General features: G+C 54.6%; 25 protein-coding genes, 4 pseudogenes and 1 riboswitch. Of the genes and pseudogenes, 15 read left to right on the top strand and 14 right to left on the bottom strand.

Annotated elements, in window-relative coordinates; translation table 11 throughout:
- Positions 1-304: 304 nt before the first annotated feature.
- Together EMQ_RS01280 and EMQ_RS01275 are read left to right on the top strand one after the other, a co-directional pair.
- Entirely contained in the window at positions 305-535 is a 231-nt protein-coding gene (locus tag EMQ_RS01280) for a hypothetical protein (RefSeq protein WP_132012118.1), read from the top strand.
- Positions 456-809, top strand: a pseudogene (locus tag EMQ_RS01275) (integrase core domain-containing protein); the annotation flags it as partial. The gene EMQ_RS01280 and the pseudogene EMQ_RS01275, both read left to right, overlap by 80 nt.
- A gap of 80 nt (positions 810-889) precedes the next feature.
- On the opposite strand, the gene EMQ_RS01270 reads toward EMQ_RS01275, so the two are convergent.
- Positions 890-1,489, bottom strand: a complete 600-nt coding sequence (locus tag EMQ_RS01270) for a DUF488 domain-containing protein (RefSeq protein WP_010669094.1) — start codon at positions 1,487-1,489, stop codon at positions 890-892.
- Here EMQ_RS01270 and EMQ_RS01265 point away from each other — a divergent pair.
- On the top strand, positions 1,488-1,703 hold the full coding sequence (locus EMQ_RS01265; RefSeq protein WP_061507197.1) for a hypervirulence associated TUDOR domain-containing protein: 216 nt from the start codon (positions 1,488-1,490) through the stop codon (positions 1,701-1,703). The genes EMQ_RS01270 and EMQ_RS01265 overlap by 2 nt on opposite strands.
- Positions 1,704-1,726: 23 nt before the next feature.
- On the opposite strand, the gene EMQ_RS01260 is transcribed toward EMQ_RS01265, so the two are convergent.
- A complete protein-coding gene (locus tag EMQ_RS01260; RefSeq protein WP_003631413.1) occupies positions 1,727-1,906 on the bottom strand; it encodes a hypothetical protein in 180 nt (59 codons plus the stop codon).
- Positions 1,907-1,976: 70 nt separating this feature from the next.
- On the opposite strand from EMQ_RS01260, the gene EMQ_RS01255 reads away from it, so the two are divergent.
- Positions 1,977-3,064 (top strand): IS3 family transposase gene (locus tag EMQ_RS01255; protein WP_108912395.1). Its coding sequence is split into 2 segments (ribosomal slippage): positions 1,977-2,238 and positions 2,238-3,064, totalling 1,089 coding nucleotides; the frame shifts between segments, so codons are not numbered across the junction.
- 8 nt (positions 3,065-3,072) lie between these two features.
- Here the strand turns inward: EMQ_RS01255 and EMQ_RS01250 are convergent.
- Both EMQ_RS01250 and EMQ_RS01245 read right to left on the bottom strand, forming a co-directional pair.
- A complete protein-coding gene (locus EMQ_RS01250; protein WP_018307601.1) occupies positions 3,073-4,176 on the bottom strand; it encodes an IS5 family transposase in 1,104 nt (367 codons plus the stop codon).
- A gap of 78 nt (positions 4,177-4,254) precedes the next feature.
- Positions 4,255-4,779 (bottom strand): annotated as a pseudogene (locus EMQ_RS01245) (Rieske 2Fe-2S domain-containing protein); the annotation flags it as partial.
- 328 nt (positions 4,780-5,107) lie between these two features.
- A riboswitch (cobalamin riboswitch) is annotated at positions 5,108-5,339 on the bottom strand.
- A gap of 237 nt (positions 5,340-5,576) precedes the next feature.
- Between EMQ_RS01245 and EMQ_RS01240 the strand changes: the two are divergent.
- From EMQ_RS01240 to EMQ_RS01230, 3 genes are all read left to right on the top strand, one after another.
- Positions 5,577-6,560, top strand: coding sequence for a DUF1852 domain-containing protein (locus EMQ_RS01240; RefSeq protein ID WP_026199895.1), 984 nt, complete (start codon positions 5,577-5,579; stop codon positions 6,558-6,560).
- Positions 6,561-6,587: 27 nt separating this feature from the next.
- On the top strand, positions 6,588-7,616 hold the full coding sequence (locus EMQ_RS01235; RefSeq protein WP_018307604.1) for a methionine synthase: 1,029 nt from the start codon (positions 6,588-6,590) through the stop codon (positions 7,614-7,616).
- A 318-nt stretch (positions 7,617-7,934) separates the two neighbouring features.
- Complete coding sequence (locus EMQ_RS01230; protein ID WP_018307605.1) at positions 7,935-8,834, top strand: LysR family transcriptional regulator; 900 nt, start codon at positions 7,935-7,937, stop codon at positions 8,832-8,834.
- A 231-nt stretch (positions 8,835-9,065) separates the two neighbouring features.
- On the opposite strand, the gene EMQ_RS01225 is transcribed toward EMQ_RS01230, so the two are convergent.
- The gene (locus tag EMQ_RS01225; protein ID WP_018307606.1) at positions 9,066-9,311 is read right to left on the bottom strand and encodes a hypothetical protein; all 246 of its coding nucleotides are present in this window, start codon (positions 9,309-9,311) and stop codon (positions 9,066-9,068) included.
- A 190-nt stretch (positions 9,312-9,501) separates the two neighbouring features.
- On the opposite strand from EMQ_RS01225, the gene EMQ_RS01220 reads away from it, so the two are divergent.
- The 6 genes from EMQ_RS01220 (at position 9,502) to EMQ_RS01195 (ending at position 12,537) form a co-directional block, all read left to right on the top strand.
- Complete coding sequence (locus tag EMQ_RS01220) at positions 9,502-10,140, top strand: LexA family transcriptional regulator (protein ID WP_173585204.1); 639 nt, start codon at positions 9,502-9,504, stop codon at positions 10,138-10,140.
- 237 nt (positions 10,141-10,377) lie between these two features.
- A complete protein-coding gene (locus EMQ_RS01215) occupies positions 10,378-10,548 on the top strand; it encodes a hypothetical protein (protein ID WP_018307607.1) in 171 nt (56 codons plus the stop codon).
- A 13-nt stretch (positions 10,549-10,561) separates the two neighbouring features.
- Entirely contained in the window at positions 10,562-10,861 is a 300-nt protein-coding gene (locus tag EMQ_RS01210) for a hypothetical protein (protein ID WP_010668666.1), read from the top strand.
- A gap of 137 nt (positions 10,862-10,998) precedes the next feature.
- Complete coding sequence (locus tag EMQ_RS01205; RefSeq protein WP_018307608.1) at positions 10,999-11,397, top strand: hypothetical protein; 399 nt, start codon at positions 10,999-11,001, stop codon at positions 11,395-11,397.
- A gap of 63 nt (positions 11,398-11,460) precedes the next feature.
- The gene (locus tag EMQ_RS01200) at positions 11,461-11,976 is read left to right on the top strand and encodes a hypothetical protein (RefSeq protein WP_010668774.1); all 516 of its coding nucleotides are present in this window, start codon (positions 11,461-11,463) and stop codon (positions 11,974-11,976) included.
- 12 nt (positions 11,977-11,988) lie between these two features.
- Complete coding sequence (locus EMQ_RS01195; RefSeq protein WP_010668775.1) at positions 11,989-12,537, top strand: hypothetical protein; 549 nt, start codon at positions 11,989-11,991, stop codon at positions 12,535-12,537.
- A 56-nt stretch (positions 12,538-12,593) separates the two neighbouring features.
- On the opposite strand, the gene EMQ_RS01190 is transcribed toward EMQ_RS01195, so the two are convergent.
- The 8 genes and pseudogenes from EMQ_RS01190 to EMQ_RS01155 all read right to left on the bottom strand — a co-directional run bounded on the left by EMQ_RS01190 (position 12,594) and on the right by EMQ_RS01155 (position 20,482).
- Positions 12,594-13,367, bottom strand: a complete 774-nt coding sequence (locus EMQ_RS01190; RefSeq protein ID WP_231367978.1) for a hypothetical protein — start codon at positions 13,365-13,367, stop codon at positions 12,594-12,596.
- A gap of 90 nt (positions 13,368-13,457) precedes the next feature.
- Positions 13,458-13,691 (bottom strand): hypothetical protein, encoded by a 234-nt coding sequence (locus tag EMQ_RS01185; RefSeq protein WP_010668777.1) that lies wholly within the window; start codon positions 13,689-13,691, stop codon positions 13,458-13,460.
- Positions 13,692-13,829: 138 nt separating this feature from the next.
- Complete coding sequence (locus EMQ_RS01180; protein WP_010668778.1) at positions 13,830-14,597, bottom strand: hypothetical protein; 768 nt, start codon at positions 14,595-14,597, stop codon at positions 13,830-13,832.
- A 1,129-nt stretch (positions 14,598-15,726) separates the two neighbouring features.
- Positions 15,727-15,918, bottom strand: a pseudogene (locus EMQ_RS01175) (transposase); the annotation flags it as partial.
- Positions 15,919-15,928: 10 nt separating this feature from the next.
- Positions 15,929-16,759 carry an IS5 family transposase gene (locus EMQ_RS01170; RefSeq protein ID WP_010669084.1) on the bottom strand — a complete coding sequence of 277 codons (831 nt, stop codon included), beginning with the start codon at positions 16,757-16,759 and terminating at the stop codon, positions 15,929-15,931.
- Between the two features lie 75 nt (positions 16,760-16,834).
- Positions 16,835-17,458, bottom strand: a pseudogene (locus tag EMQ_RS01165) (IS5 family transposase); the annotation flags it as partial.
- A 193-nt stretch (positions 17,459-17,651) separates the two neighbouring features.
- Complete coding sequence (locus EMQ_RS01160) at positions 17,652-18,587, bottom strand: hypothetical protein (RefSeq protein WP_190653915.1); 936 nt, start codon at positions 18,585-18,587, stop codon at positions 17,652-17,654.
- A gap of 1,283 nt (positions 18,588-19,870) precedes the next feature.
- On the bottom strand, positions 19,871-20,482 hold the full coding sequence (locus tag EMQ_RS01155; RefSeq protein WP_010667693.1) for an NAD(P)H-dependent oxidoreductase: 612 nt from the start codon (positions 20,480-20,482) through the stop codon (positions 19,871-19,873).
- Between the two features lie 200 nt (positions 20,483-20,682).
- Here EMQ_RS01155 and EMQ_RS01150 point away from each other — a divergent pair, with 200 nt between their 5' ends.
- Positions 20,683-21,615: a LysR family transcriptional regulator gene (locus EMQ_RS01150; protein ID WP_010667692.1), complete on the top strand. Its 933-nt coding sequence runs from the start codon at positions 20,683-20,685 to the stop codon at positions 21,613-21,615.
- Complete coding sequence (locus EMQ_RS01145; protein ID WP_010667691.1) at positions 21,612-22,223, top strand: SDR family NAD(P)-dependent oxidoreductase; 612 nt, start codon at positions 21,612-21,614, stop codon at positions 22,221-22,223. Before EMQ_RS01150 ends, EMQ_RS01145 begins: the two co-directional genes overlap by 4 nt.
- A gap of 40 nt (positions 22,224-22,263) precedes the next feature.
- Here EMQ_RS01145 and EMQ_RS01140 read toward each other — a convergent pair whose 3' ends face one another.
- Positions 22,264-24,036, bottom strand: a complete 1,773-nt coding sequence (locus tag EMQ_RS01140) for an AMP-binding protein (RefSeq protein ID WP_010667690.1) — start codon at positions 24,034-24,036, stop codon at positions 22,264-22,266.
- Positions 24,037-24,050: the final 14 nt, after the last annotated feature.

The raw sequence follows: 24,050 nt of genomic DNA, 5'->3' as shown, positions 1-24,050 counted from the left end.
TCTTTATGTAAAAAATTGAAAAAAATACTTTTATTATAATCTATGATTGAGTTGGAATTGTATTTGCGATTATTTCGTGGTCTTGGATGTCCGGTTTTTCAAGTTTCTATCCGAAACCGGACCTTCCGCTATCCCCCTCATTGCAGACATAAAGGCGCAGAAATAAGCACTTAAAATCCTTTCGCCGTATTTGTTTTCTCATGTGTGTTTTGCAGCGCGGCCCACTTGGCTATCTCTAGCGCCGTGGTTTTTCAGTAAGCATGTCAGATTGGAAGTGTTTTTTGGTGAAAGGTTATAATGGGCAATGCTTGATTCTCTTCTTCTGACAGGCTCTTGGCCCGATCTGCTCCCTCTTGTTCTCGAACAGGTAGACCGCCTTACGCGTCAACGCTTGATTCATACTGAGGTAACGGGGGACGGTCTGCGTCACATTCTCTCGACTGCCCGTTTCTCCCCTGCCAGCCTGTCGGGTTGTCCGCTGTCTGGAACAGGTTATGGAGTGGCGTGGCAGGCCAGAAGCCATCCGAATGGATAATGGCCCTGAATATGTCAGTCATACGTTGGTTTCATGGGCCGAAAAACAGGAGATTACCCTGATCTATACGCAACCGGGTAATCCGCAGCAGAACGCCTATCTTGAACGCTACAACAGAACTGTCCGGCAGGAATGGCTGGAGCAGTATTTGTTTGAAAGCATTCAGGACGTGCAGGAGGTCGCAACACAATGGCTCTGGACATATAACCATGACAGACCCAACATGGGGAACAGCGGGTTAACCCCCGCCCAGAAACTAAAAACAGCTGCCTGAATTCTCATTCAATGCCCCACTAAAAATGGGGGGATTACCAATTTTTCGAGATCGTTTGTTTTTATGCCTACATTTTACCTTCAGCCTCTGGAAGTGTTTATTTGTGGGTAAGTAATATGACGGCTACTATCAATAATCGCAGATTCAGTAAGGTGCGCGGGAACGGCATCCGTCATGGACAGAATATGAAAGACTGTCACCCCGTGGGCCAGAAGATAGTCAGTAACGATGCGCCTGTGACAGCGCCACCAGAGCACCTCCGCGCACATGATCGCAACAGTTGCCTGCTGTCCCGCCTCGATAAGCCGGGCAAGACCTCGGTGAAAATCTTCTCCAAGCGCATAATCCGCATAATTATGAAAACTCTGGACACGCCAGAATGCGTTGGTCTCCGCAGGCATCGTCTTCGACCGTGGCCGTCGTCCACCAAGCTCTGGAAAATGACTATATCCGATCTCCTGTGCCGCCAGTTCCGGCTGGAGACTGGTGCCATCATAGTCTCGATTACGCCGGGAATACGGAAAAGCCCTCACATCCGCGATCAGTGTCACGCCATAATGACGCAAAAGCGCGATAAAATCAGATAGCGCAAGCGTGGAATGCCCAATGGTGTAGAATGGATGACAAGAAGATGATCTTGCCTCCCCTGCGAGGTTCACATTGGATACGGAGTTTTCCATGCCGTCACAAACTTTCCAGATCGGAGACATCGTATCTTGGAACTCGGAAGCGGGATACGTCAGTGGACGGATCAAAGCCATTCATACGGCGCCCTTTCTGGTCAACGGCTATCAGCATCACGCGACGGCAGAACACCCTCAATATGAAATAGAAAGCCTTAAAACCAGTCATATCGCCTTTCACAAAGGCACGGCCCTTACACTTGCTGAGTGACTGGATCATCTCCTGAGCCAGCATCATGTCTGCGCCGCAATATCCATCAATGTAGAGACAGACGGATTGGCTGAGGTGATCGGAGCACAGAGCACCACATCCAGCGTCGGGGTGACAGACGTGAGTGTCGCAATAAGCCTCTCATGACAGAGATCATCTGGCCCAATCACTCTTTTATTGGCGCGCACATGCTCTGCTCTCATGGTAATCCCCCCATAAAAAGAGTGACTTTTGAATGAGAATTTTCTCAGCGTAAGAATTGGGGAGATTCTGATGAAGAGTGATCGCTTTACTGACGCCCAGATCATGGGTGTGATCCGCCAGGCTGAGGGCGGTGTCCCGGTTCCTGACCTGTGCCGGGAGCATGGGATCAGCAACGCCACGTTTTACCGGTGGCGCGCGAAATATGGCGGCATGGATGCTTCGATGATCAGTCAGATGAAGGCTTTGGAAGAGGAGAACCGTCGGCTGAAGCGCATGTATGCGGATCTGAGCATGCAGACGGATATCCTGAAGGAAGCCCTTGGCAAAAAATGAAGCGGCCAGCCCAGCGCCGGGAACTGGCGGCACAGGCTGTGGCGCATCATGGGGTCAGCATTGCGCTGGCCTGTCGGATTTTTGGGATATCCGAGACCTGCTTTCGCTATCGTCCGCGACTGGCAGCGGAGAACGACAGGATTGCCGCTCTTCTGGTGGGACTGACCCAGGCTCACAGGAGATGGGGATTTGGTCTGTGTTTCCTGTATCTGCGCAATGTGCAGGGACAGCTCTGGAATCATAAGCGGGTTTATCGGATCTATCGGGAACTGGAACTCAACCTGCGGATTAAACCCCGCAGGCGTCTGGTTCGCGAAAAGCCTGAAAAGCTGTCGGTTCCGGCCCTTCCCAACAGGGTCTGGTCCATGGATTTTATGGCGGACAGGCTGATGGATGGACGTGCTTTTCGGCTCCTGAACATTCTGGATGACTTCAATCGTGAAGGACTGGCGATCGAGGTTGATTTTTCCCTGCCAGCCTGTCGGGTTGTCCGCTGTCTGGAACAGGTTATGGAGTGGCGTGGCAGGCCAGAAGCCATCCGAATGGATAATGGCCCTGAATATGTCAGTCATACGTTGGTTTCATGGGCCGAAAAACAGGGGATTACCCTGATCTATACGCAACCGGGTAATCCGCAGCAGAACGCCTATATTGAACGCTACAACAGAACTGTCCGGCAGGAATGGCTGGAGCAGTATTTGTTTGAAAGCATTCAGGACGTGCAGGAGGTCGCAACACAATGGCTCTGGACATATAACCATGACAGACCCAACATGGGGAACAGCGGGCTAACCCCCGCCCAGAAACTAAAAACAGCTGCCTGAATTCTCATTCAATGCCCCACTAAAAATGGGGGGATTACCCTCGCGTTCAATCTTTCGAGGAAGAGGAGGCGGCGCATATTGTAGACGATATTGGCGAGCCCGATCCTCATGGTGGCTCGACTGATACCGACAGTCCGGACAAACAGCCCCGTCTGTGACTTCTGATCGGCAAAGACATGCTCGACACGCGAGCGGATGACCGACTTTCCAGCATTTGATTTCTGGATATGCCGGGGCATAGGCTTGAGATGCGGCTTTTTGCGATGAACCTTGGAGACAAAGCCCTGCTTTTCCATGAAGTCTTCGTTGGCTTTTGAGCGATAGGCCGTGTCGGCCCAGACACTTGAGGCCGTATTGGTTTTATCCAGAAGCCCCTCTCTCAATCGCGCGCCATCACTGGCAGCGGCATGCGTTGTTTTCCATTTGCGGATGAACCGGTATTTCCGATCGATGGAAACATGCGATTTATAGCCAAAGAACGGGATGGCGAGATCGCTGGATGGCATGGTTCCATCATCCTGCCGCTTCGCCTTCGTGAACTTCAGTGTCCAGCGCGCATGACGATCCTTGTGCGACAGCTTTGCGGGTTTGTCCTGCCAGTCTTCAGGAATACGGCCTGCTCGCAGATCCGCTTTCTCTGCATTGGTGTTCCGCTGCTTCGGAGCCGCTACCAGCGTGGCATCCAGGATCTGGCCTGACATCGGCAAATACCCGGCGTTACGCAGGGTCGCATCAAAGCGGTTGAACAGCCCATCGATCGCACCCGCCTGGGTCAGACGCTCGCGAAACAGCCAGACCGTTTTGGCATCCGGCACCCGATCTGAAAGTCCCAGCCCAAGGAAACGCATAAAGGAGAGGCGATCGTTGATCAGATATTCCGTCCGCTCATCAGACAAATTGTTGAGCGTCTGGATCACCAGGATCTTGAACATCAGCACAGGATCAAATGGCGGTCGTCCGCCCTTGCTTCCATCGGAATACGCCAGGGCCTTGTCCAGATCAGGACGGAACGCTTCAAAATCCACAGTCCGGGAAAACGCTTCGAGCTGATCGCCAAGCCCACTCAGCCGGGCAAGACGCTCTTCAACATCAAAGAAACCAGACTGCTTCATATCGCCATTCCCTCAATCAACGCAGAAGAAATAGAATCATACAGAAGACCTCAAAACCAGGGGGTTTTTAGAACCCTCCAGGTTTTCATGCATGAAACTGTAATGACAGTTCACGACCTTACCGAAGCGGCGCGTGCGGTAACGCTTGTCCCTTACTCTTGGAAAGTCAGGAAGCGGGGTCTTGTCCGCGAGAGACTGCTCCCCCATGAAAACAAAAATGAGCCCATCTTTTTCCCGGCAGGCCCAGGTCCTGAGATGCAGACATTGTGCCTCGGCAGAGATATCGGACGAAACACACTGGCCGTCCCTGTTATATCTCAGACCATGAGCGATGCAGCTTATTGCGTCACCATGCACGTCGCCTTTGCCCAAAAGAACCTGCCGGTGAGGGCATAGCCCGTCCAACGCGTAAGGTGCGCCGCTCTTTGGACGGACAACAACGATATGACGTCCGGCAAACCGGACATCGATTGCTTTCTCTCTTCTCAATTCACGGGACCATGCAACGGGATACCAGAAGTCAGGATTGGTTCTGATACGCCTTAAATCAGTGTGTTCTGCGCACCCGGGATGTTCTGAAGTTTGATGAAATTCGTTTTCCATTGCCTCGGCATTTCATCCGGCTCAGACTAGGGCGAAAGGATGTAACGCTCCAGTATGGAGTGCCGTCCCGTCTCTCACATTTTGTCTGAGCAAGCGTAACCGTTATCACTACCAGACAAGGCGCGTGAGTGCCCGGTTCCTGGATCCGAAGTGCTTAACGGCCAGGGGCTTTCAGCAGCACGAACATGTGTCGCGCATATCGGTCAGATCTGATGAGGCAAGGGACTGTGGCCTGAAAAGATCCGGTTGACCGCTTCAGCAGGAATGGCGGAAGCACGAGGCAGACAGGCATAGACTTCTCTCCTCCCTTCGGTCATCCCGCCCGACGGTTGGTGGCTGAACGATGGCAGGTCTCCTGGCTCACGGATCATGGCCGACTGGTTCCAACCTTCCCGCCCCTATGGGAACAGTGGTCCACGTTCAAGGTGAACGAACCAGCAGCATACCGCCTACAGTTGCGGGAGCAGCCACCGACTATGCCTCTGGACGGTCATCTGCCCAGTGCGTGACGGTATTCCCTATTAACCCGCTCGCGCGGGACCATCGAAGCGTTCGCCCTTGCACCATGCCGCCAGATGCACATAGCGCGCAAGATGGAACGACAGAAGGCAGATATCGATTTTTTACATGCTAGATGGCAGGTCAGTCTCTGATCTTATCCATTTTCGCCGTCACCCTGATCACATCATTCCATGAGTGATATTTATGGTTTAATGAATTTAAATCATTTCTGCTCAATGAAGTCTTCCGGCATAAGGCAGGCACGGCTCTTAACAGCAGGCATGATGAAGGCTTCAATGATCAGGGAAACCGCATTTGAAATAAAGCGCATTCGCTTCGATGAGAATTATCATCCATCCGGCAGAACGCGTCTCACGACCAATTTCGCCAATCTGGCAAGAGGAGAAAGCCGTCAGGAAAACCTGCGCAACGTGCTCAGGATGATTGACAATCGTTTCAATGGCCTGGCGCATTGGGACAACCCCATGGGGGATCGCTACTCCGTCGAGCTTGAAATCGTTTCCATTGAGATGGACCTTGCCTTTGCCGGCAAGAACGAAAGCTTTCCGCTGATCGAAGTTCTGTACACAACGATTGTCGATAAAAAGGCCAACAGGCGCATAGAAGGTCTCGCAGGAAACAGTTTTTCCTCATATGTGCGGGATTATGATTTCAGTGTGCTGCTGCCCGACTACAATAAAAACAAGGCAGAGTTCACCGTTCCTCAAAATTACGGAGACCTGCACGGAAATCTTTTTAAGAGCGTTGTGAATTCCACCGCTTACAGAAAGAATTTCAGGAAGCTTCCCCTTATATGCCTCAGTGTTTCAACCAACCGAACCTATTATCGGACTGAAAATCAGCATCCTGTTCTGGGGGTTGAATACCAGCAGCGTGAATTTTCTCTGACAGATCAGTATTTTAATAAAATGGGAATGCAGGTCCGCTATTTCATGCCCCGCAATAGCGCAGCGCCATTGGCGTTCTATTTTTTTGGTGACCTGCTCTCTGATTATTCGACTCTTGAGCTTATCAGCACCATCAGTGTGATGGAGTCTTTTCAGAAGGTCTACCGCCCTGAAATCTACAACGCCAATGCTGCGGCAGGCGACTGTTACAAGCCAAGTCTGCAGCATCAGGATTATTCCAACACCCGCATTGTTTACGACCGCGAAGAGCGGAGTCAGTTAGCAACCGCACAAGGTAAGTATACGGAAGAGAATTTCATCGAACCGTATCACGATGTTCTTGAGCAGTGGTCTGCCAGCTACGCCGCCTGATCAGTCAGAAACACAAGGTTATCTCTCATGAAAACACTGCTCCCCACCTCAACGGCTGGTAGCCTGCCCAAGCCGTCCTGGCTCGCCAAACCTAAGACCCTCTGGTCGCCCTGGAAATTGCAGGGTGAGGAATTTGTCGAAGGTATACAGGATGCGCTGCGCCTGACCCTGGACGATCAGGACCGGGCCGGCATTGACATAGTCAGCGATGGCGAACAGACGCGCCAGCATTTCGTCACGACGTTTATCGAGCATCTCAGCGGCGTCGACTTTGAGAACCGTCAGACGGTTAAAATTCGCAACCGTTACGATGCCAGTGTCCCATCAGTTGTCGGTGCTGTGGCACGTGAGAAACCTGTCTTTGTCGAGGATGCGAAGTTTTTGCGCACGCTGACAAAGAAGCCCATCAAATGGGCGCTTCCTGGTCCCATGACCATGATCGACACGCTTTATGACGGCCATTACAAAAGCCGCGAAAAACTGGCGTGGGAATTTGCCAAAATCCTCAATCAGGAAGCGAGGGAACTGGAAGCCGCTGGCGTCGATATCATCCAGTTCGATGAACCTGCCTTCAATGTTTTCTTTGATGAGGTGAATGACTGGGGCATCGCCACTTTGGAGCGGGCTATTGAAGGGCTGAAATGCGAAACCGCCGTCCATATCTGCTATGGTTATGGTATCAAAGCCAATATCGACTGGAAAAATGCTCTTGGAGAAGAGTGGCGGCAGTATGAAGAGATTTTCCCCAAGCTCCAGAAATCCAATATCGATCTGATCTCGCTGGAATGTCAGAATTCCCGTGTTCCGATGGATCTGATCGAACTCATTCGTGGGAAAAAGGTGATGGTGGGCGCCATTGATGTGGCCACCATCACCATTGAGACGCCCGAAAAAGTCGCTGATATCCTGCGAAAAGCGCTTCAGTTTGTCGATGCCGACAAGCTTTATCCCTGCACCAACTGCGGGATGGCTCCTTTGCCACGCGACGTGGCGCGGGGCAAGCTCAATGCCCTGGGCGCGGGTGCGGAAATCGTTCGCAGAGAACTTTCGGCCTGACAACTTGCCGTAGCTGGACGCCAAGAGAGGGAGAAACGCAGAAGCGACCATGTCGATGCGGTCTTCCCAGAGCAAGCAGGAGACGCTTCGTGTCGGTGGTCAAGAAAACACAGTCTCCGGACCTTTCCCTGCATGTTTCATGTAGGAGGTCGAATTTGTATTCAGATTCAGTGCACAAGAGGCCACGATTATTGGTCGGGATGATGGAAAGCTGTCCCAAAAGAATCATGTACACCATCATGATAAAATTTTATGAGAGTGAACTAAAATGATATGTTTTTATGATTATATGAATCCTGTGCATTCGCGAGGTAGACCATGGGCGTTCTGGAGCGCAGTCATCTGACAATTATTCGGGAAGTCGCGCGAGAAGGCTCTTTGACGGCTGCAGGGATGCGTCTGAACCTAACCCAGCCGGCGCTCAGTCACGCCATCCGCAAGATTGAACAGCAGCTTGGAGTAAAGATATGGCGGCGGGAGGGACGCTCCCTTGTGCTCAATCAGGCAGGCGAATGGCTGCTTGCTTTGGCGAACCGCCTGCTTCCTCAATTTGAGCTGGCGGAAAGCCGCCTTGAACAGTTCGCAAATGGCGGGCGTGGTACACTCCGCATCGGCATGGAGTGTCATCCCTGCTATCAGTGGCTTCTGAAAGTCGTCTCCCCGTATCTGGAGCGATGGCCCAAAGTTGACGTGGATGTACGGCAGAAGTTCCAGTTTGGCGGTATTGGCGCGTTGTTCAGCAATGAGATTGACATCGTGGTCACCCCTGATCCGCTTTACAAACCCGGCCTGAAATTCACACCGGTCTTCGATTATGAACTCGTTCTGGCCGTTGGCCCTGAACATCCTCTTCGGAATGAGAAGTTCGTCTTGCCGGAACAGCTTGCTGGCGAAACATTGATCACCTACCCTGTTCCGTCCGAGCGGCTGGATATCTATACGCAGTTTCTACAGCCTGCTGGTATTGGCCCACGACAGCAGAAACAGATTGAAACCACGGATATCATGCTGGTGATGGTGGCGCATGGAAGGGGCGTTGCAGCACTTCCACGCTGGCTTGTGGAAGAGTATGCCCCACGCTTCGACCTTTACCCGGTGAAGCTTGGTAAAAAGGGCATTGCAAAGCAGATATTTCTTGGTTGCCGCGAAACCGATGAAGAGGTCCGATATCTGCAGGACTTTATCGAATTCGCTGCTTTACCTTCTTTGGTAACTTAAGTAATTTTCCAAAATTCACGCTTGGAATCTCCTCGTGTTTTTCTTTTACAATGTCCGATTTCTCGGTTTTACTTTCGACACCGGACATTCCGCTTCCCCCCCGAAGCTGCCTCTGGGAGAGTATCACGGAGACACTTCGCGTCCGCCCATAACAGACCAGTAGATCACTGGCTCTCTACTCCGTTCGTCCGGTCCCCATTCATCGCGCAGAGGGGAACCCCTCACCCTCACTCACAGCCCCCCGATGTCCCGACAGATCTGCAGCAGCCCTGCCATCCTCTGCTGAAGCACAGCGCCGAGGACCATCACCCCTTCCAGCAGCCTCGCCCCCTCGCTGTCAGCCTTCAGGCTTTCCAGCCGCCCGCGCAGCAGGGCATGCTCGATCTCGATCAGACGCAGCACGTCGTGCAGTCCGGCATGGAGGTCCTCAAGACCGGGAGTATGTGCGGGCGGTGGCAGGAGCGGATCTTCAGGCATGATAATCCCTTCGACAGAACGCCGTTTCTGTGCGAGGATCTGACCATGACGAGTGACGGGTCCCGCAACATTTCGATTCACAGAACTACGCTTTTCCGACTTACATATCAAGCGGGAATCCGTATAGCGTCCTCATTTTGTGATGAGGACAGAAAGTGTGGCCCGCAAACGCAGACAGAAGCGCAAGCTCATGGATGAACAGATCCGCCTGATGCGCGAGCGTGGCGAGCGTCTCCGTGAAGCCGCCCAGAGCATCGGCATCACCCACGCCGCAAAAGCGGCCGGCGTCCCCTACACGACCCTGCGGGATTATATGAACGGTGGCGAGATGAAATTCTCCGCCATCGCTTCACTAGCCCGCGTCTGTGGAGTCTCCCTGGACTGGCTGGCCTTTGGCAGCGGCACAGGCCCCGGAACCGACAGTCCGGACGGAACAGCCACCGCCACCCGGCAGATTGTCATTCCCTGGCACGACAATCACGAGGACGGCCTGCGGATCGGACGCGACTGGCTGCAGAGCGCCATCCCCCGGGATCTCTCTGCCCTCTGCCTGATGACCAGCGAGGGCGATGCGATGGAGCCCACGCTGGCCTCAGGCGACCTGGTGATCGTCGACCGTAGCGTGACGACTGTCACGGCCAGCGCCCTCTATGCGCTGGAAAGCAGCGGTACGCTGATGATCCGCCGCCTCGATCCTCGTCTGGGCGGCGGCGTGCGGGTCATAGCCGACAACCACCGCTACCCGCCGCAGGATGTCGAAGAAAACCAGCTGGGCTGCTTCCGGCTGCTGGGTGAAGTTGTGTGGACCGGCGGCGTGCCCCGGCCGTAACGACCCGGCCGGAAACGACCGGCGAAGAGCTGACTGTCACAAAATACGATATTTCGTATTGACGGCAGGCGATATCTCGTAAATTATCCCTCCCATCAGGCATGTAGGGCCAGCGCTTTTCGCCCTTCTGCCATCGGGAGGTCATGATGGTGTCTCTGTCAGTTTTCGATCGCACACCCTGTCGGATCGCGTCGTTCAGCGTGTTTTCTGTCCGTTATGGCGCAGGAGCACCCTGACATGCTGCTTCTGACAGCCCTTGTCTTCGGGGTCGTGGTGGGCGGGATCATCCTGCTGGTATACCTGAATAAATTCGGCGACTGGCTCGTCACGAGTGATGTCCTCTCTCCGAGCCTCATCATGATCTGCTCCTATCTGGCGTGCATGTTTCTGTTCCACCGTCATGACTGACCGAGAGAGCACGATGCCCCTCAATGACACCATTCTGCAGGCCGGTGAGAGCAGCGTCGATAAAAAGGCTGCCCGCCTTGCCGCCTATGAAGAAGAATATGGCGCGGAAGAAGCCGCAAACCGCAAGGAACTTCGTGACATGACGTTGTTCTGTGCCTGCGTCTGCGTCATCTGCGGGGTTGTCATATCGATCCCCTTTCATCCGGTCATCGTGTTCTGTTTCGGGCTTGCCGCGTGGGTCTATCCCCGCAGGCCGATGCTGGAAAAATGCAGGACCGCAGAAGAACGACGGAAGTTCTACGGGCTCGACTGAACAGGTCCGATTCAGAAACCACTTTTACTGACGAAATCAAATAAATCCGCCTGAATACAGTCGGCGAGACAGACACACATCCAACTGCCTCCAATATCCGATCTTTCCATCATCTCACAAAAAAGGAAAATGCCTCCATGTCCTCACGCTCGCTCAAAATGCTCGGCGGTGCTGTTTCTCTGACAGCCATGATCCTGCTGTCCGGCTGCGCCACGGAAGGCAACGAAAGCCTCAAGAACGAAACAGTGACCTCCATCGACCAGAAGATTCAGGATGGTGTCACGACAAAGGCCCAGATCCGGGCTCAGTTCGGTGATCCCCGTGAAAGCTCGTTTACCGACAGCGGCCATGAACAGTGGCGCTATTCCTTCACCAATGCCTCATCGGACGCGGCGAACTTCATTCCGCTGTATGGCGATCTCCATCAGGGCACACACGGCACCGAGAAAACCCTGACCGTTCTCTTTAACGGTGACGTCGTCTGGCATCACACGATGAATGCCTCGGCGGTCAAAACCGGAAGCGGCGTCTTCTGAGCCCGCATCCGGCATCCCGGATGACGGGTGACATCTGCTTCCTCCATGAAACGGACTCCCTTCATGAAACCTTTCCTGTCTTTACCCCTGTCGGCCATGTTGTCGCTGCTCACTGTTTCTGCTCACGCTCAGGCGGCCAGTCAGAGCGACAGACAGATGATTGCGCACGCCCACTGGCTCAGCGCAGAGCAGGCCCGACCGGCCACATCCTCGGATACCGCCACCCTGAAGGCCGTCCCCGACCTCACGAAAACAGCCGGACAGTATCACGATCTGTGCGGGACACGCGTGACACCCAAAATCCTGCCTCTTGATGTCGGCGGTACTCCCGGCATCCTCACGGCGGTCATCGAAGAAGATCCAGCCTGCTTCGGGGGTGATGGCGCCCGCTACACCCTTCTCGACAGAACGCATCATGTCGTGTGGCAGAACTCTGCTGCCGCCATTGCCATTCTGGAAAGCCGTCATGACGGTGTTCACGATCTGAGTTTCGGAGGACCGGGTCCAAAGACGCCTGTCTGGAGCTGGTCGGCAGCCAGACACGCCTATCAGTTACGCGCCGTCATCGACACAGAATAAAAAGAACCCGCCATGAACAGGAATGACATCGATTTTGAAGGGATCAGGGCCCGGTTGGGTGTGTTCTGGAACACGCCGGATGAACTGACTCTGGCTGCGCTGGGCAGCACCGTTCTGGCGGGGTTTCTGTCCTGTGCGTACCGCCATGTCGAACGCGGCATGAATTCGGTTCAGCACGCCGGCTTCAGCGGGTTTCATATTCTGGGCATCATACTCTGCCTGACCATCGCCTGTTTTGGTGCATCGTGGTTGAGCCGGAAGCGCGCCTCCTTCAATATCCCTCGTCTTTACTGTGATCGCGCGTCATGGAGCATGGCGCTGTTCTGTCTCGTCAGGATCTACGTTTTTCTGCAATCATCGCAGACAGAGACAAGCCGCTTTCTTTTTGCGTTCTCGAGCTTCCATCTCTATTTCACACCCGGTTCCGGCATTCTGTTTCTCCTTGCTGCTCCCGTCCTGCTGTGGCGAGCAGCCCGGATCGAGAAGGCACTGGAGGTGGACAGACAGCAGGACGGGAGAGAGCCTGAACTGCTGCCGCCACATGATGACAAAAACGACTGAACGGCAACCGGCCTTCCATGTGGAAAGCTGGCGCGGTTCATTCCGTCACGCACACATTACTCACGCACACGTCTGTATGGAGAAGAGAGAGAACGTCGCTTCCCATATCGTGCATTACGATCCGGCACCAATGTGCGACGTTCCTCCCCGTTGCAGACAAGCTGAGCGACAGCCGCTTCGATGGCTTCTGAACAGATGGCCTCCAGCCAGTCCGGGTGCGCCATCATGTCGAGCCAGATCACGCGGAGCAGCGGTCGGCCCGGCTGACTGAACCAGTCCTGCTTGTCCTCCAGACGGTCCAGAGAGGCTTCCTCGACATCCGCCCGGCAGATCCGGTCGGAGCCCAGCATGCCCATCACCTCGATGCAGACCAGCGGGGTCTCCTCATCCGGTGCGCAGAGACCGAAATCGCTGCGCAGATAACGCCCTTCTTCCAGCCAGGGATGGCAGCACACGTCCAGTTCATCGGGAACCAGCTGCACGAGGGTTTCCCAGACAATCCGCTCGGGTGCGGAGTCCAGTGTCGTACCGTCGGACGCCTGCTGTCCCGATCGTGGCAGATCCGGATAACGCCGGGCGAGCGCCTCCAGCACCCGCCGCCAGTCACCGAGGCTTTCGCCCAGCTGGTCCAGATGCCGGGCCTCGGGGCCGCAATAGCGCATCATGGTCGAGACCGGCGGTGCGCCCAGCCGTTCGGTGAGTGCTGCCATGAACTGCAGGTCCTCGTCTGTCGCATCCCACGGCGAGAGGCGACGGGTCTGGCGAAGACGGCGACTGGTGCGGGATACGCCATGTGGGCCTGTCTGATGGCGTGAGGTCTGATAACGCATGATGAAAATCCTGTGCAGAGCCATCGGACAGAAGGGTTTCTGTCCGATGGCAGAGTGATGACCAGAGTTGATGGAGAGATGATCCGGCATTCACGCCGAAGCGGGACTGTCCATGACCTCCTGAAGCGTCTCGCCAAAATCTTCGAGGAGATCACCGAGCAGCAGCACATGGCCTTCCAGCGGGCGGCCAAACGGCAGCGTGTCGTCCGGACCGTCATCGCGGGCGACACACAGGGCGGGCAGCAGCACGTCGTGCATCTGCAGCCAGACATCGATCAGCCGGTCGAGGCCAGTGCGGGGCAGAGAGAAATGTTCGGCAGACATAAAGGGGTAATCCTTGTTCCTGCCTGCCCTGCAGACGCAGATCGACACCGGCACGCTCCTGAAGCGTCCGGTGACCGAAAAGCCGTCTGGGGCAGGCCATGAAAAAAGCAGGGGTTGGGAGAGAGAGAAAAAAAGCGTTCAGTGGCCCCGGCAAGACAGATCGACCGGCAGCAGATCATCCTCTTCGGGACATTCGAGCACACCGAGATGTTCCAGGCCGGCCTGCAGGCTGTAGCCGGGCGCGCACGCCGTGCTGAACCAGCGCGGATCAACAGCCAGACCGTTGATGACAGGGGCAGCCTCCACCGCTGTAGAGGCTGACAGGCAGATCAGGTTCGACGGATTGATCTGCCGGCTCAGGGCGTCGAACAGCAACAGATCCCTTTGCGGATCTGTCAGCCCCAGCAGGTCTTCTGGTGCCAGACCCGCCAGCCGCCCGCTGGACGCGGCATGCACGATCAGACTCATCGGCGTATGGAACATCAGATGCGGCCAGAGCTCCCGGGCCGCGCGATGCAGGCACAGGCCCGGCAGGGCCAGTGCGGGGTCGTCCTCCGCGAGAAAGCGCCGCAGGAAATGGTAGTTGAAGACGGCGATGGCGTTCGGAGCCTCCATGCCCTCTTCGGCGAAGACCAGCGATTCATCGAAGCACAGCCGTCCGCTGGCGTCGTGATGCAGCTCCATCGTGCGGACGTAATCCCATACCGTCGAAACGGTGAGAGGGGTCCAGAGGATATTCTGCACCACGACCACGAAGCGGCTGCCCTCGGTAAAGCCGGTCATGGGTCTGGCCGGCCACCAGCTGATCAGACGCAACCGAAGGGACGTGAGCTGTCCCACACCGTCAGAGCGGAACGCACTGACCGGCGAGGCGGGAGAGAAAAAGGAAGACGAAATTCGTATCATGAAACATGTCCTGAAAGGCGAGGAAGGACACGGCGAGGGCACACAGGCCCAGACGCCACGTTCTTCTCTCTGGGAACGAAGGGACCAGTCCCTTCATCGACAGCCCTCAGAACCGAGGATGTCGCCCTGTCCGATCGTCTTCTCACAGACCTTGTCTTCCGGTTTCCCGGATGCAGACTTTGACGGGGTCAAAGTCGCGCCGTCAGGCGCGCATCCGGCGACGTTCGAAGGACCATGCGAAAAATGGCGGATAACCGTCGTTTTTCGGCGTTTTGCGTGCGCCCTGCGCACCAAAATGCGGTATCGTGCCTTAAATCAGGGTCGAAGCAGCCGATTGACGCTTATTTCAGCGAATGACAGGTCACCGAACCTCATTATTTTCGGAGAAAATGACGCCATTCTGAGACGGGACAGGCTGTCATGGCTCTGGTGTGACGGCATATTGGAGAGCGTCATGCTGTCCCGTGATGCCGCTCTTGATGATGTCATCGTATTTCAGCGTGCCTACGCTTGCGGAAATGATGTCACGACAGATGATGTCATACGGATAAGGCCAGACGAACCCATGACTATCTGTTGGCTGATGTCTGGAAGGCCGCCGCCAATCGGATACAGATGAACTTTGATCACGGAGGATGTCATTTCAATCGCGTTGAGATCGGGGCTATAGGGAGACAGCAACATCATCCACCAGACAAATTCGGATAGCGCGTGCGTCATGTCTGGTTGTTGAGAGATGGGTGCAGCGCAAGGCGTCTACATGTTCATCTCGATAAAAATGGTGAAATGCAGGCGGTCGCCTTTCAGGGCGTTCAACCGGACAGCAAGATGGACATACAGCATACGCCGCCCGCCCCTTGCGTGCTTGCGTTCGTACGCGAACCTGACCCAGTCGAGTATACCCTTATAACACCCCAGAGAGAAATCGACGATTTGGCAACGGTAGGAGGTAGATGGTGTTTTGGCCTCGTGTGGGTGTTCGACGTGGACAGCGCCAATTGTCGCCATCATATGGATGCTCCGGTCGATTTACCGACCGGAGCATCCGTCCCACCGTAATTTTGTGCTGAACAGTAATGAGCCTAAGCAGACAAATACTTATCGCGTATCAGCCTGCTACTAGAGGGTGTTATGCACTTAGGGAGAGCAGTTGGGCTGCGTTTTTCAGCATGAAACCTGCGAAGGCGATGGTGTGCATTGCGGCGAGGGTTGAAGCGCAGCGCTCGTAGTCTTTCACCAGCCTTCTGCATCGTGTTGCCCACGCGAACGATCTCTCCACGATCCATCGGCGGGGCAGCAACACAAAACCCCGTTTTGCCTGAGAGCCTGAATCAGAAAGCGGTTTGATTGATTTTTCGCAGAACTCTGCGGATATGGGCAATCATCAACCATGCGCAGGATGACGAGATTGTTGTCTCGACATCCTTCGTGAGGCGACGGCAACGTCCAAGCCATGCAAAGCTACGCTCCACGATCCAGCGTTTGGGCAAGACGACGAAGCCTTCGGCCCGATCGCTACGTTTGACGATCTCGATCGTCCATCGGCCGAGTTCAGCCAGCGTACCACGCAACTTCTCGCCAGCATATCCCCCGTCACCGATCAGATGGCGAAGCCAGGGAAACAATGAGCGTATTCTGGTCGCTACCAGCGGCGCACCATCACGATCCTGAATGTCGGCGGGATGTACAACAGCCGCCACGACATGACCCAGCGTGTCGGTCGCGATATGTCGCTTGCGTCCCTTGATCTTCTTGCCCGCGTCATAACCGCGGGGGCCGCCATTTTCAGCGGTTTTAACCGACTGGCTGTCAATAATGCCCACTGAAGGCGTGGCGTCTCGCCCGTCCTGCTCACGCGACAGGATCACGAGAATATGGTTCATGGCTTCCCATCTTCCCTCGCGGATCCAACGGTAGAAATAGCCCTGTACGGTCGTGAAGGCCGGAAAGTGCCGAGGTAACTGCCGCCATTGACAGCCGGTCGTGACGATATAGAGGATCGCCTCCATGACCCGGCGCAAATCCGTACGTCGTGGTCTGCCCAGCCGTTTCTTCTCGGGCATCAGCGGCGCAATCAGCGCCCACTCCGCATTGCGCAGGTCGCTTGCATATTCCAGGTCGTCCCTTTGATACTGCGCTCGGGTGATTTCAGTCCAGGCCATCTTGATCTCATCAGGTTATCGCAAACCCATGAATCATAACCCGCTGAAATCACTCAACTCATTTTCGGTCAGACACTGAGGCAGCCGGACGATTTCGAGGGTGATATCCTGCTCTTCAGCAGCTTTCGCCGCTTTTGATCCGGTATAGCCCTGATCGGCCCATACCAGTTCAACGCTCCCGTCTGTTGCCTGCTGAATGGCTTCCGTCAGCGGACCGACTTCTTCCCGGTCGTCCCTGTTTGCCGGGGTGACGTGCAGGGCCAGAAGATGCCCCAGGGTATCGACCGCCATGTGCAGCTTCGATCCGTTCTTTCTTTTCGCGCCGTCATACCCGGCGCGCGATCCACTCTCCGGGGTCGAACGCAGTGTCCGGCTGTCGATAATCGCCGTTGTCGGCTCAGCCTGTTTTCCTGCAGCCAGCCGCAGCACAGCCCGGAGATCGTGGACAACAGCCTCGAAACATCCCGCTTCCATCCAGCGCCGGGATTGCTGATAAACCGCAGTCCACGGCGGAAGATCGTTCGGCATCGCCCGCCACGCAATGCCGTAACGGATCACATATCGAAGACCGTTGAACAGATCACGCAGATCATGATGCCGTTGTTCCGCGTCTTCCTTCATCAGAAGAAGATACGGAACAATCAGAGACCACTCTTCGTCACTGATATCAGACGGATATGGTTTGCGTGCAGTATTCATCCAGCTGTTCTGCAACACTCACGCCAGAAAGTACATAACACCGTCTACCTCTGAAATAAAGGCGGCGGCCTGAGCAGGAATGTTCATACGCAATGATAGCCAATCCAATACATTTTATGAAAAAATCCATTGGATTGACCCGAAATTCAGAAAAATAACTTTCCCACTCATGCCGGCCTCTCAACACACTTCTTTATTGCTTCGTCCACCAGCGCTCCTGTGCATTCCGACATGTTTTCCAGCCAGCCTTTTCTAATTCCATACATAATCGACGCGTTTGCGCAGTTCCAATCGGCCATGGTCGTTCAAAAAACGCTTCAACTATTCGCTTTGAAGTCAGCAATTCCTGACTTGCTGATGCCCATATTTCAAAAATACCTGGATCGAATTGGTCAAGAGCGACATCAAGGGTTGTCTGCTGTTGGTCTTCATTAAAAAATGCGTCATCTTTACGCCCTTTACCTCCAAAAAGCAGGTCGAAAACTGCCGCTTCAGCTAACAGTGCACCAAATTTATCAACTGGATCTTTCCGAAGAAAAAACGCATTATTTTTAAATTCGATCCCTCCGAAAAATAATCCAACAGAAACCTTCTCCGGGGGTGGCCAGCCGAAGTCGTCCACGGGATTTCTCTGAGCATTGTAAGCAGCTCGAAGTTTAGCCTCTTCTTCGTTGAAGCAACGCTCGAGGCGACTGCGGAGAACGTAGCTCGTAAAGGCTTCAGGAATAAGATAGTACCACTCTTTAGACTCAACCTCGTACCACTGCCGGTTTATGGGATCTCTTCTTTCCAGTTTTCCACTTTCCTGACCTATCCGCTGGTTTTCACGTGCCCAGAGAGAAATTGCCGCTGACGAGTAATACCCTTTGACCGGGTCGAGTTCTTTTCCAGATGAAGACGCTTTCGCAGCCAGCGAGATTTCATTCCATGCCTCCTTGGCACCGACATTGCCTTTTACAAGTGCTGGGTAGTGTTCATCCAGATTTTCTGGCCACACCGCCACCCACTGCTCGCAAGCAATATTCCACATCTCTGCGGCACCTGTTTCAGCATTAAGACGCGTATGACCTTTCAGCCATTCAATGCGCTCGATCGTAGAAAAGTAATCCGGATCGCTGATTTGTATCATTTCAGTCTCCCTGTTTGTCTACGGTGACGCTAACCGCGTGACATCGAGAAAATCCAGAAAAATTAAAGCACAAAATAAAAACACATGCTTTTATGTCGACCGGATTTACAGTGCGAAATAGTCATGGAGCATTACGGATTACTATGGAGCGTTTCCGTATGTGATTTGAAGCCTTAAATCACTTTATCGTGATACTGTTTTGTGAAAGCCCAGCATTGCCGACCGCTCTCTGCCACGACTCTGGATAACGACTCTCACGCTCCAATTACCTGGTGAGCATCCGCGTACGTATGCTGCCATCGGATGACGAACGACATCTATGACAGGGCTGGTGCCCCAATGATTCACGACATCATCTGCAGGCATTGGTTCTGGATGAAAGTGGGGCCGTTGTTCAATGGAGCCAAGAGCTTCGACGTGTCACCACGAGACTACGCGATCACGAGACTGGTCGGTTGACTGGAGTGGGCATGTTGGCGACCGCATATAATGCGACTGCGAGTATCGCATTACACGTCGTAGAGCAGAATCTCCATCTTCGTCACCATAGGTGTCACTTCCCTTGCGCTAATGCTCCACTCGTGATTTTCTAGATCCTTATCTCGGAAGCTCTATGACCGTTCGAAACGGTCAATCTCGAAAGGCCTAATTTTGGCTCTGTCCAACTTTCCATGACACGCTGGATTTGCCACGCAAACGCTGGAGAGCATTCAGAAAAATAGCTGAGATATCAACGGATATAGGCTCGGGGTATATTACGGGGTATCATAAAGATAAATCTTTCAATAAATTATATTAAAACATAATAGTAGATGTATAATGTGGTTGACACCTTCTCCGCCAGACATTCAATTTTCCAATGAAATCAGTTAGTCAGACGTGGCAAGCGTCACTGTGATTGTGACCGTGCGTCACTGGTCCAGCTTCTGTCCTGAGGACTAGAAGACGGGCATGGGTAACATGAGCAATCTGACGATGAAGCGCGGAAGCTATTATGTCCGCTTTATCATCCCGAAAGACCGTAGCGGATCACACAAGCAATCCCGCCCATAACACGGTGGTCATCCACCCGAGGTGTGCACCATGGGTCCAGTGGGAAAAACGGCCTGATCCTCTCCATCTGCCGCTCAGACAGCAGAAACAACTCACTTACAGACCCACCCTCCACTGGCAAGCCTTTGAATCACAACAACATGCTCAGTTCAATGAATTAACAGGCCCTGAGTCTACGTCTTCATATTATTCTCACGATTCCATTTGCCGGGATGATCCTGTGCTCTGCATTACGATGCGACACCAGTCTTGGGCGCCTCAAAGCCAAGAACGTCTGCCAGATGGGCGCGATAGCGCACGATCGTCTGCTCAACGTGTGGTTCCTTGATGACGTTCGTCGCCAGATACGTCGGAAGCGGTGTCATCCCCAGAAACTGATTGGCCTTATGGAAAGGAAAATAGACCGCATCAATCCCCTTCCCTTCAAAGAACTGGTCCGGATCGACAAAGGCCTCTTCCGGGGCGTTCCATGTCAGGGAAAGCATATAATGCTTTCCTTGCAGCAGGCCGCCTGAACCGTATTTACGCTCAGGATGCGACCGGCTGCGCCCATCATTGGCGTAAAGCGTGCCATGACCAGCGGTGAAGACTTCATCAACATATCTCTTGACGGTCCATGGCAGATCCATCCACCAGCCCGGCATCTGATAGATGACCAGATCAGCCCAATGAATATTTTCAACTTCAGCCTGAATATCGTAGCCAGCGTCGATCTTTGTCTGCCTCGTGCTGAAACCCGCGTTCGACAGGACCGCAAGGGCGGCGTCGTGTAGCGTATCGTTCAGACGACCATGAGAATGGGCGAAAGCCTTTCCGCCGTTCAGAAGGAGAATGTTTTTCATCACAATAGTGTCCTGCAAAAAGTATCCCGGATACGCCTGACCAGAATTCAGACCGATTATCCGGAAGAATTTTCAATATGATGGCGCATCAACAGTACGAGCGGCATCTGTTCCCTACGGAACATGACGAACTTGACAGGCTTTGATAATCCGTCGCTTCTCCACAGCACTTGTGAACCTGTTTCATCAAAGGGACGCTGATGGACAACCGGATTGGCGAAATGCAGATGTTTCTGCGTGTCGTGGAAAGCGGCAGTTTTTCCGAAGCAGCGCGTCTATCGATGACAACGCCCTCGACGATCAGCAAACTGATTGCCCGCGTTGAAACACGCCTTGGCGTACGCCTGCTCGAACGTTCGACACGTCGCCTTTCCGTTACGCCGGAAGGGCAGCTTTACTACGAGCGTGCCCAGGCGCTGATCGCCGAACTTGACGATATGGAACATGCGCTCACAACAGGATCAGTTCGGCCGGACGGCACTGTGCGCATCAATGCTTCGGTGGCCTTTGGAGCGCTCGCGCTCGAACCTCTCCTTCCAGAATTCTGGGACGCCTATCCGGATATCGTCGTTGACCTGTCACTCTCCGATGAACTGACGGACCTTTATCTTGATCGCACGGATGTCGCCTTTCGGGTCGGACCGTTGCAGGACTCAAATCTGACAGCTCGGCATATCGGCACGGCACGACGTAAGATTGTCGGATCGCCGGATTACCTGAGCCGGTTTGGCACGCCGCAAAGCATTGATGATCTGGACCGCCACAAATGCCTCGGCTTCAATTTCCGGCGTGCCGCTCCTGTCTGGCCGCTACAGGAGAAAGGACGCATCGCGGATCGTATCGTCCGAGGCCCTCTGCTCGCCAATAACGGGGAAACAGTAAGACGCCTGACCCTACGGGGTGCAGGACTGGCGCGGCTTGGCGACTACCATGTGCGCGATGACATCAAAGCCGGCCGCCTCGTTGAGGTTCTGGCTCATGCGGACGCGCAGGACGAAGAAGAGATCAATGCGCTGTATCTGGGCAGCAAACAGACACCCCAGCGTGTGAGAGTGTTTCTCGACTTCGTTATCCCGCGCCTTCAGGCATATCTGAATATTGCGCATTCTGTCAGATCAGAACTGAAGAATTGATCTCAGGACGATACTTTCACGTATGCGCCAACTTAATCGGCGGCCTGCTTCGCTCCCATCATCCCTGCACCCTCGATAAGAATGCCCTACGCAAAGCTTGCACTCTTGACCTGCAGGAGGGGGATGTCGGTCTTCATACTTCGCACGCTTTTGATCCGCGCGAGGTGACGGAGGAAGATTTCGACGCCGCCTATCGTGTTCACGTCAAGGGTCCGTTCTTCCTGACACAGACGCTGCTGCCGCTGATCGCGGATGGCGGCCGGATCGTAAACATCTCATCCGGACTGACGCGCTTTTCCTATCCCGGCTGGATTGCCTATGCCTCCATGAAAGGGGCGGTGAAAGTCATGACGCGCTACATGGCCAAGGAACTTGGGGCCCGTCGTATTGCCGTCAACACGGTAGCGCCGAGTGCGATCCAGACGGATTTCTCGGGTGGTATGGTTCGGGACAATCAGGATATTGCCCGCCAGATTGCAGAAGTAACCGCACTTGGATGTCCGGGGCTTCCTGACGACATCGGTCCAATGATCGCTTCGTTCTTGTCCGAGGATAATCGCTGGGTGAACGCGCAGCGGATCGAAGTCTCTGGCGGTCAGGCGATCTGAAGACTGGCCGTTCTCCAACGGCAATGCCGCACTGATTCCGTCAGGACACCAGCAGACGTTTCCTTGTGATCTTGCCAGATACCGTGGTCGGTAGATGCCTGATGAAACGGACTTCCTTCAGACCAACCCAACGCCCGAGGACTTCGTTGACCAGCACGACGATTTCCTCAGAAGATGGTTCGCAGGAGGCCTCAGGGTCAACGACCACATAGGCGACAGGTCGCTGGCCTCGCAGTTCATCGGGGATCGCGACCACGGCGCAGGTATGAACGGCTGGATGGGTGGCAATGATCTTTTCGATCTGTACGCCGGAAATCCTCCGGCCTGCGACCTTGATAACATCGTCAGAACGCCCGAGCATATGCACGGCGCGGTTGGCCTCGATCATACCTTCATCAAAGGTGCGGTAATATCTACCTATTTCATCAAGATAAGTGGACGGAAGGCGGATAGCACCATCCTTCCACATCCCAGCGAGACAACCAGGTGGCAACGGCAAAGAAAGGACGATCTCCCCATACTGCTCATCGGCTATGGACGGCACAATGGCCGGACAGAATCCCGGTGCAGGCCGCCCGATGTCATTCATGAGCGAGACCGGCTCACGCTCGGGCAGACCAAAAAAATGCGCGGTGATGCTCCATCCGGTTTCAGTCTGCCACCAGTGATTGACTACGGGTTTGCGGAAATAGGACCGCGTCCACTCCAGCAATGTTGGGTCAGCATACTCCCCGGCCACGAAGATTCGGGCCAGCGCGGGCAGTATCGCCCCTGACAGATGGCGACTCTCCTGTCGCATCAGCCGCATCTGTGTTGGTGTGGTGAACAGGCATTTCACTGCGTGTTCGTGACAGAGCATGCGGATCGCAGAAGCTGAAGCACCGCCTTCCACAATCACGCTGGTGCAGCCGCTGATCAGCGGCGCATAGACGCCATAGGAATGGCCGACCACCCAACCCAGATCCGATGTCGTGAAGAAGGTATCACCGGGTTTGCAGCCGTAGATCAGATCCATGGACAAGGCGAGAGCGACAGCATGGCCACCATTGTCACGCACAATGCCCTTCGCATTGCCCGTCGTGCCGGACGTGTGAAGAATATACAGGGGATCTTCGGAGCGCAGCATGAGCGGCTCTGCTGGTGCGGACTGTTCCAGCGTGTGAAAATCATGATCCCGCACCGGTAGAAGCGAAACCGGGCACGCTTCGCGCTGCACGATCACGCAGGCCTGTGGGCAGTGCGTCGCCGCAGCCAGCGCCTCGTTCAGGGCGGGCACGGACGGAACGGGCGTCTGCCCCTGAAAGCTGCAACTGGCGATGATGATGACTTTCGGTGCCGCATCATCGATCCGTCGCGCCAGTTCAGGCCCAGCGTAACCGGCAAAGACCACGACATGTACAGCGCCGATCCGTGCACAGGCCAGCATGGCGATGACCGTCTCGATCATGGTCGGCATGGCGATCAGGACACGCTCGCCTTTCTCCACCCCCAACGAGCGCAGACCACCGGCAAATCCGGCAACCCTGCTCTGCAACTCCCTGTAGGTTATAACCTGACGTTCCCTGGTGGCGCAGGAATGCCAGATCAATGCCGCCTGCCCTCCGCGCCCATTCTCCACATGCCGGTCCACGGCGTTATGGCAGGTATTGAGCGTGGCGTCGGGAAACCAGTCATGCCAGCCATCCGACCGTGTCCTGCATGCGGTCACAGGGGCCTGCTTCCATGTGACGCGCTGTGCCGCAGCCAGCCAGAACTGCTCTGGCTGGTTCAGGGCTGCGTCATACATCGCCTCGTATGTCGTCCATGGAAGCATGGCGCTTACCTCCG

The sequence above is a fragment of the Acetobacter aceti NBRC 14818 genome (assembly GCF_000193495.2).
GTDB lineage: Bacteria > Pseudomonadota > Alphaproteobacteria > Acetobacterales > Acetobacteraceae > Acetobacter > Acetobacter aceti.
This window is presented reverse-complemented; position numbering and strand designations above follow the sequence as displayed.

Bases quoted from the DNA above. Each gene is read 5' to 3' on its own strand.
- EMQ_RS01140 (WP_010667690.1), bottom strand. From the start codon at position 24,036: ATGCTTCCATGGACGACATACGAGGCGATGTATGACGCAGCCCTGAAC.
- EMQ_RS01225 (WP_018307606.1), bottom strand. From the start codon at position 9,311: ATGCCTGAAGATCCGCTCCTGCCACCGCCCGCACATACTCCCGGTCTT.
- EMQ_RS01195 (WP_010668775.1), top strand. From the start codon at position 11,989: ATGAACAGGAATGACATCGATTTTGAAGGGATCAGGGCCCGGTTGGGT.
- EMQ_RS01155 (WP_010667693.1), bottom strand. From the start codon at position 20,482: ATGAAAAACATTCTCCTTCTGAACGGCGGAAAGGCTTTCGCCCATTCT.
- EMQ_RS01185 (WP_010668777.1), bottom strand. From the start codon at position 13,691: ATGTCTGCCGAACATTTCTCTCTGCCCCGCACTGGCCTCGACCGGCTG.
- EMQ_RS01235 (WP_018307604.1), top strand. From the start codon at position 6,588: ATGAAAACACTGCTCCCCACCTCAACGGCTGGTAGCCTGCCCAAGCCG.
- EMQ_RS01215 (WP_018307607.1), top strand. From the start codon at position 10,378: ATGCTGCTTCTGACAGCCCTTGTCTTCGGGGTCGTGGTGGGCGGGATC.
- EMQ_RS01280 (WP_132012118.1), top strand. From the start codon at position 305: ATGCTTGATTCTCTTCTTCTGACAGGCTCTTGGCCCGATCTGCTCCCT.
- EMQ_RS01220 (WP_173585204.1), top strand. From the start codon at position 9,502: ATGGATGAACAGATCCGCCTGATGCGCGAGCGTGGCGAGCGTCTCCGT.
- EMQ_RS01205 (WP_018307608.1), top strand. From the start codon at position 10,999: ATGTCCTCACGCTCGCTCAAAATGCTCGGCGGTGCTGTTTCTCTGACA.
- EMQ_RS01265 (WP_061507197.1), top strand. From the start codon at position 1,488: ATGCCGTCACAAACTTTCCAGATCGGAGACATCGTATCTTGGAACTCG.
- EMQ_RS01210 (WP_010668666.1), top strand. From the start codon at position 10,562: ATGCCCCTCAATGACACCATTCTGCAGGCCGGTGAGAGCAGCGTCGAT.
- EMQ_RS01270 (WP_010669094.1), bottom strand. From the start codon at position 1,489: ATGGAAAACTCCGTATCCAATGTGAACCTCGCAGGGGAGGCAAGATCA.
- EMQ_RS01200 (WP_010668774.1), top strand. From the start codon at position 11,461: ATGAAACCTTTCCTGTCTTTACCCCTGTCGGCCATGTTGTCGCTGCTC.
- EMQ_RS01250 (WP_018307601.1), bottom strand. From the start codon at position 4,176: ATGAAGCAGTCTGGTTTCTTTGATGTTGAAGAGCGTCTTGCCCGGCTG.
- EMQ_RS01260 (WP_003631413.1), bottom strand. From the start codon at position 1,906: ATGAGAGCAGAGCATGTGCGCGCCAATAAAAGAGTGATTGGGCCAGAT.
- EMQ_RS01160 (WP_190653915.1), bottom strand. From the start codon at position 18,587: ATGATACAAATCAGCGATCCGGATTACTTTTCTACGATCGAGCGCATT.
- EMQ_RS01180 (WP_010668778.1), bottom strand. From the start codon at position 14,597: ATGATACGAATTTCGTCTTCCTTTTTCTCTCCCGCCTCGCCGGTCAGT.
- EMQ_RS01240 (WP_026199895.1), top strand. From the start codon at position 5,577: ATGATCAGGGAAACCGCATTTGAAATAAAGCGCATTCGCTTCGATGAG.
- EMQ_RS01230 (WP_018307605.1), top strand. From the start codon at position 7,935: ATGGGCGTTCTGGAGCGCAGTCATCTGACAATTATTCGGGAAGTCGCG.
- EMQ_RS01150 (WP_010667692.1), top strand. From the start codon at position 20,683: ATGGACAACCGGATTGGCGAAATGCAGATGTTTCTGCGTGTCGTGGAA.
- EMQ_RS01190 (WP_231367978.1), bottom strand. From the start codon at position 13,367: ATGCGTTATCAGACCTCACGCCATCAGACAGGCCCACATGGCGTATCC.
- EMQ_RS01170 (WP_010669084.1), bottom strand. From the start codon at position 16,759: ATGGCCTGGACTGAAATCACCCGAGCGCAGTATCAAAGGGACGACCTG.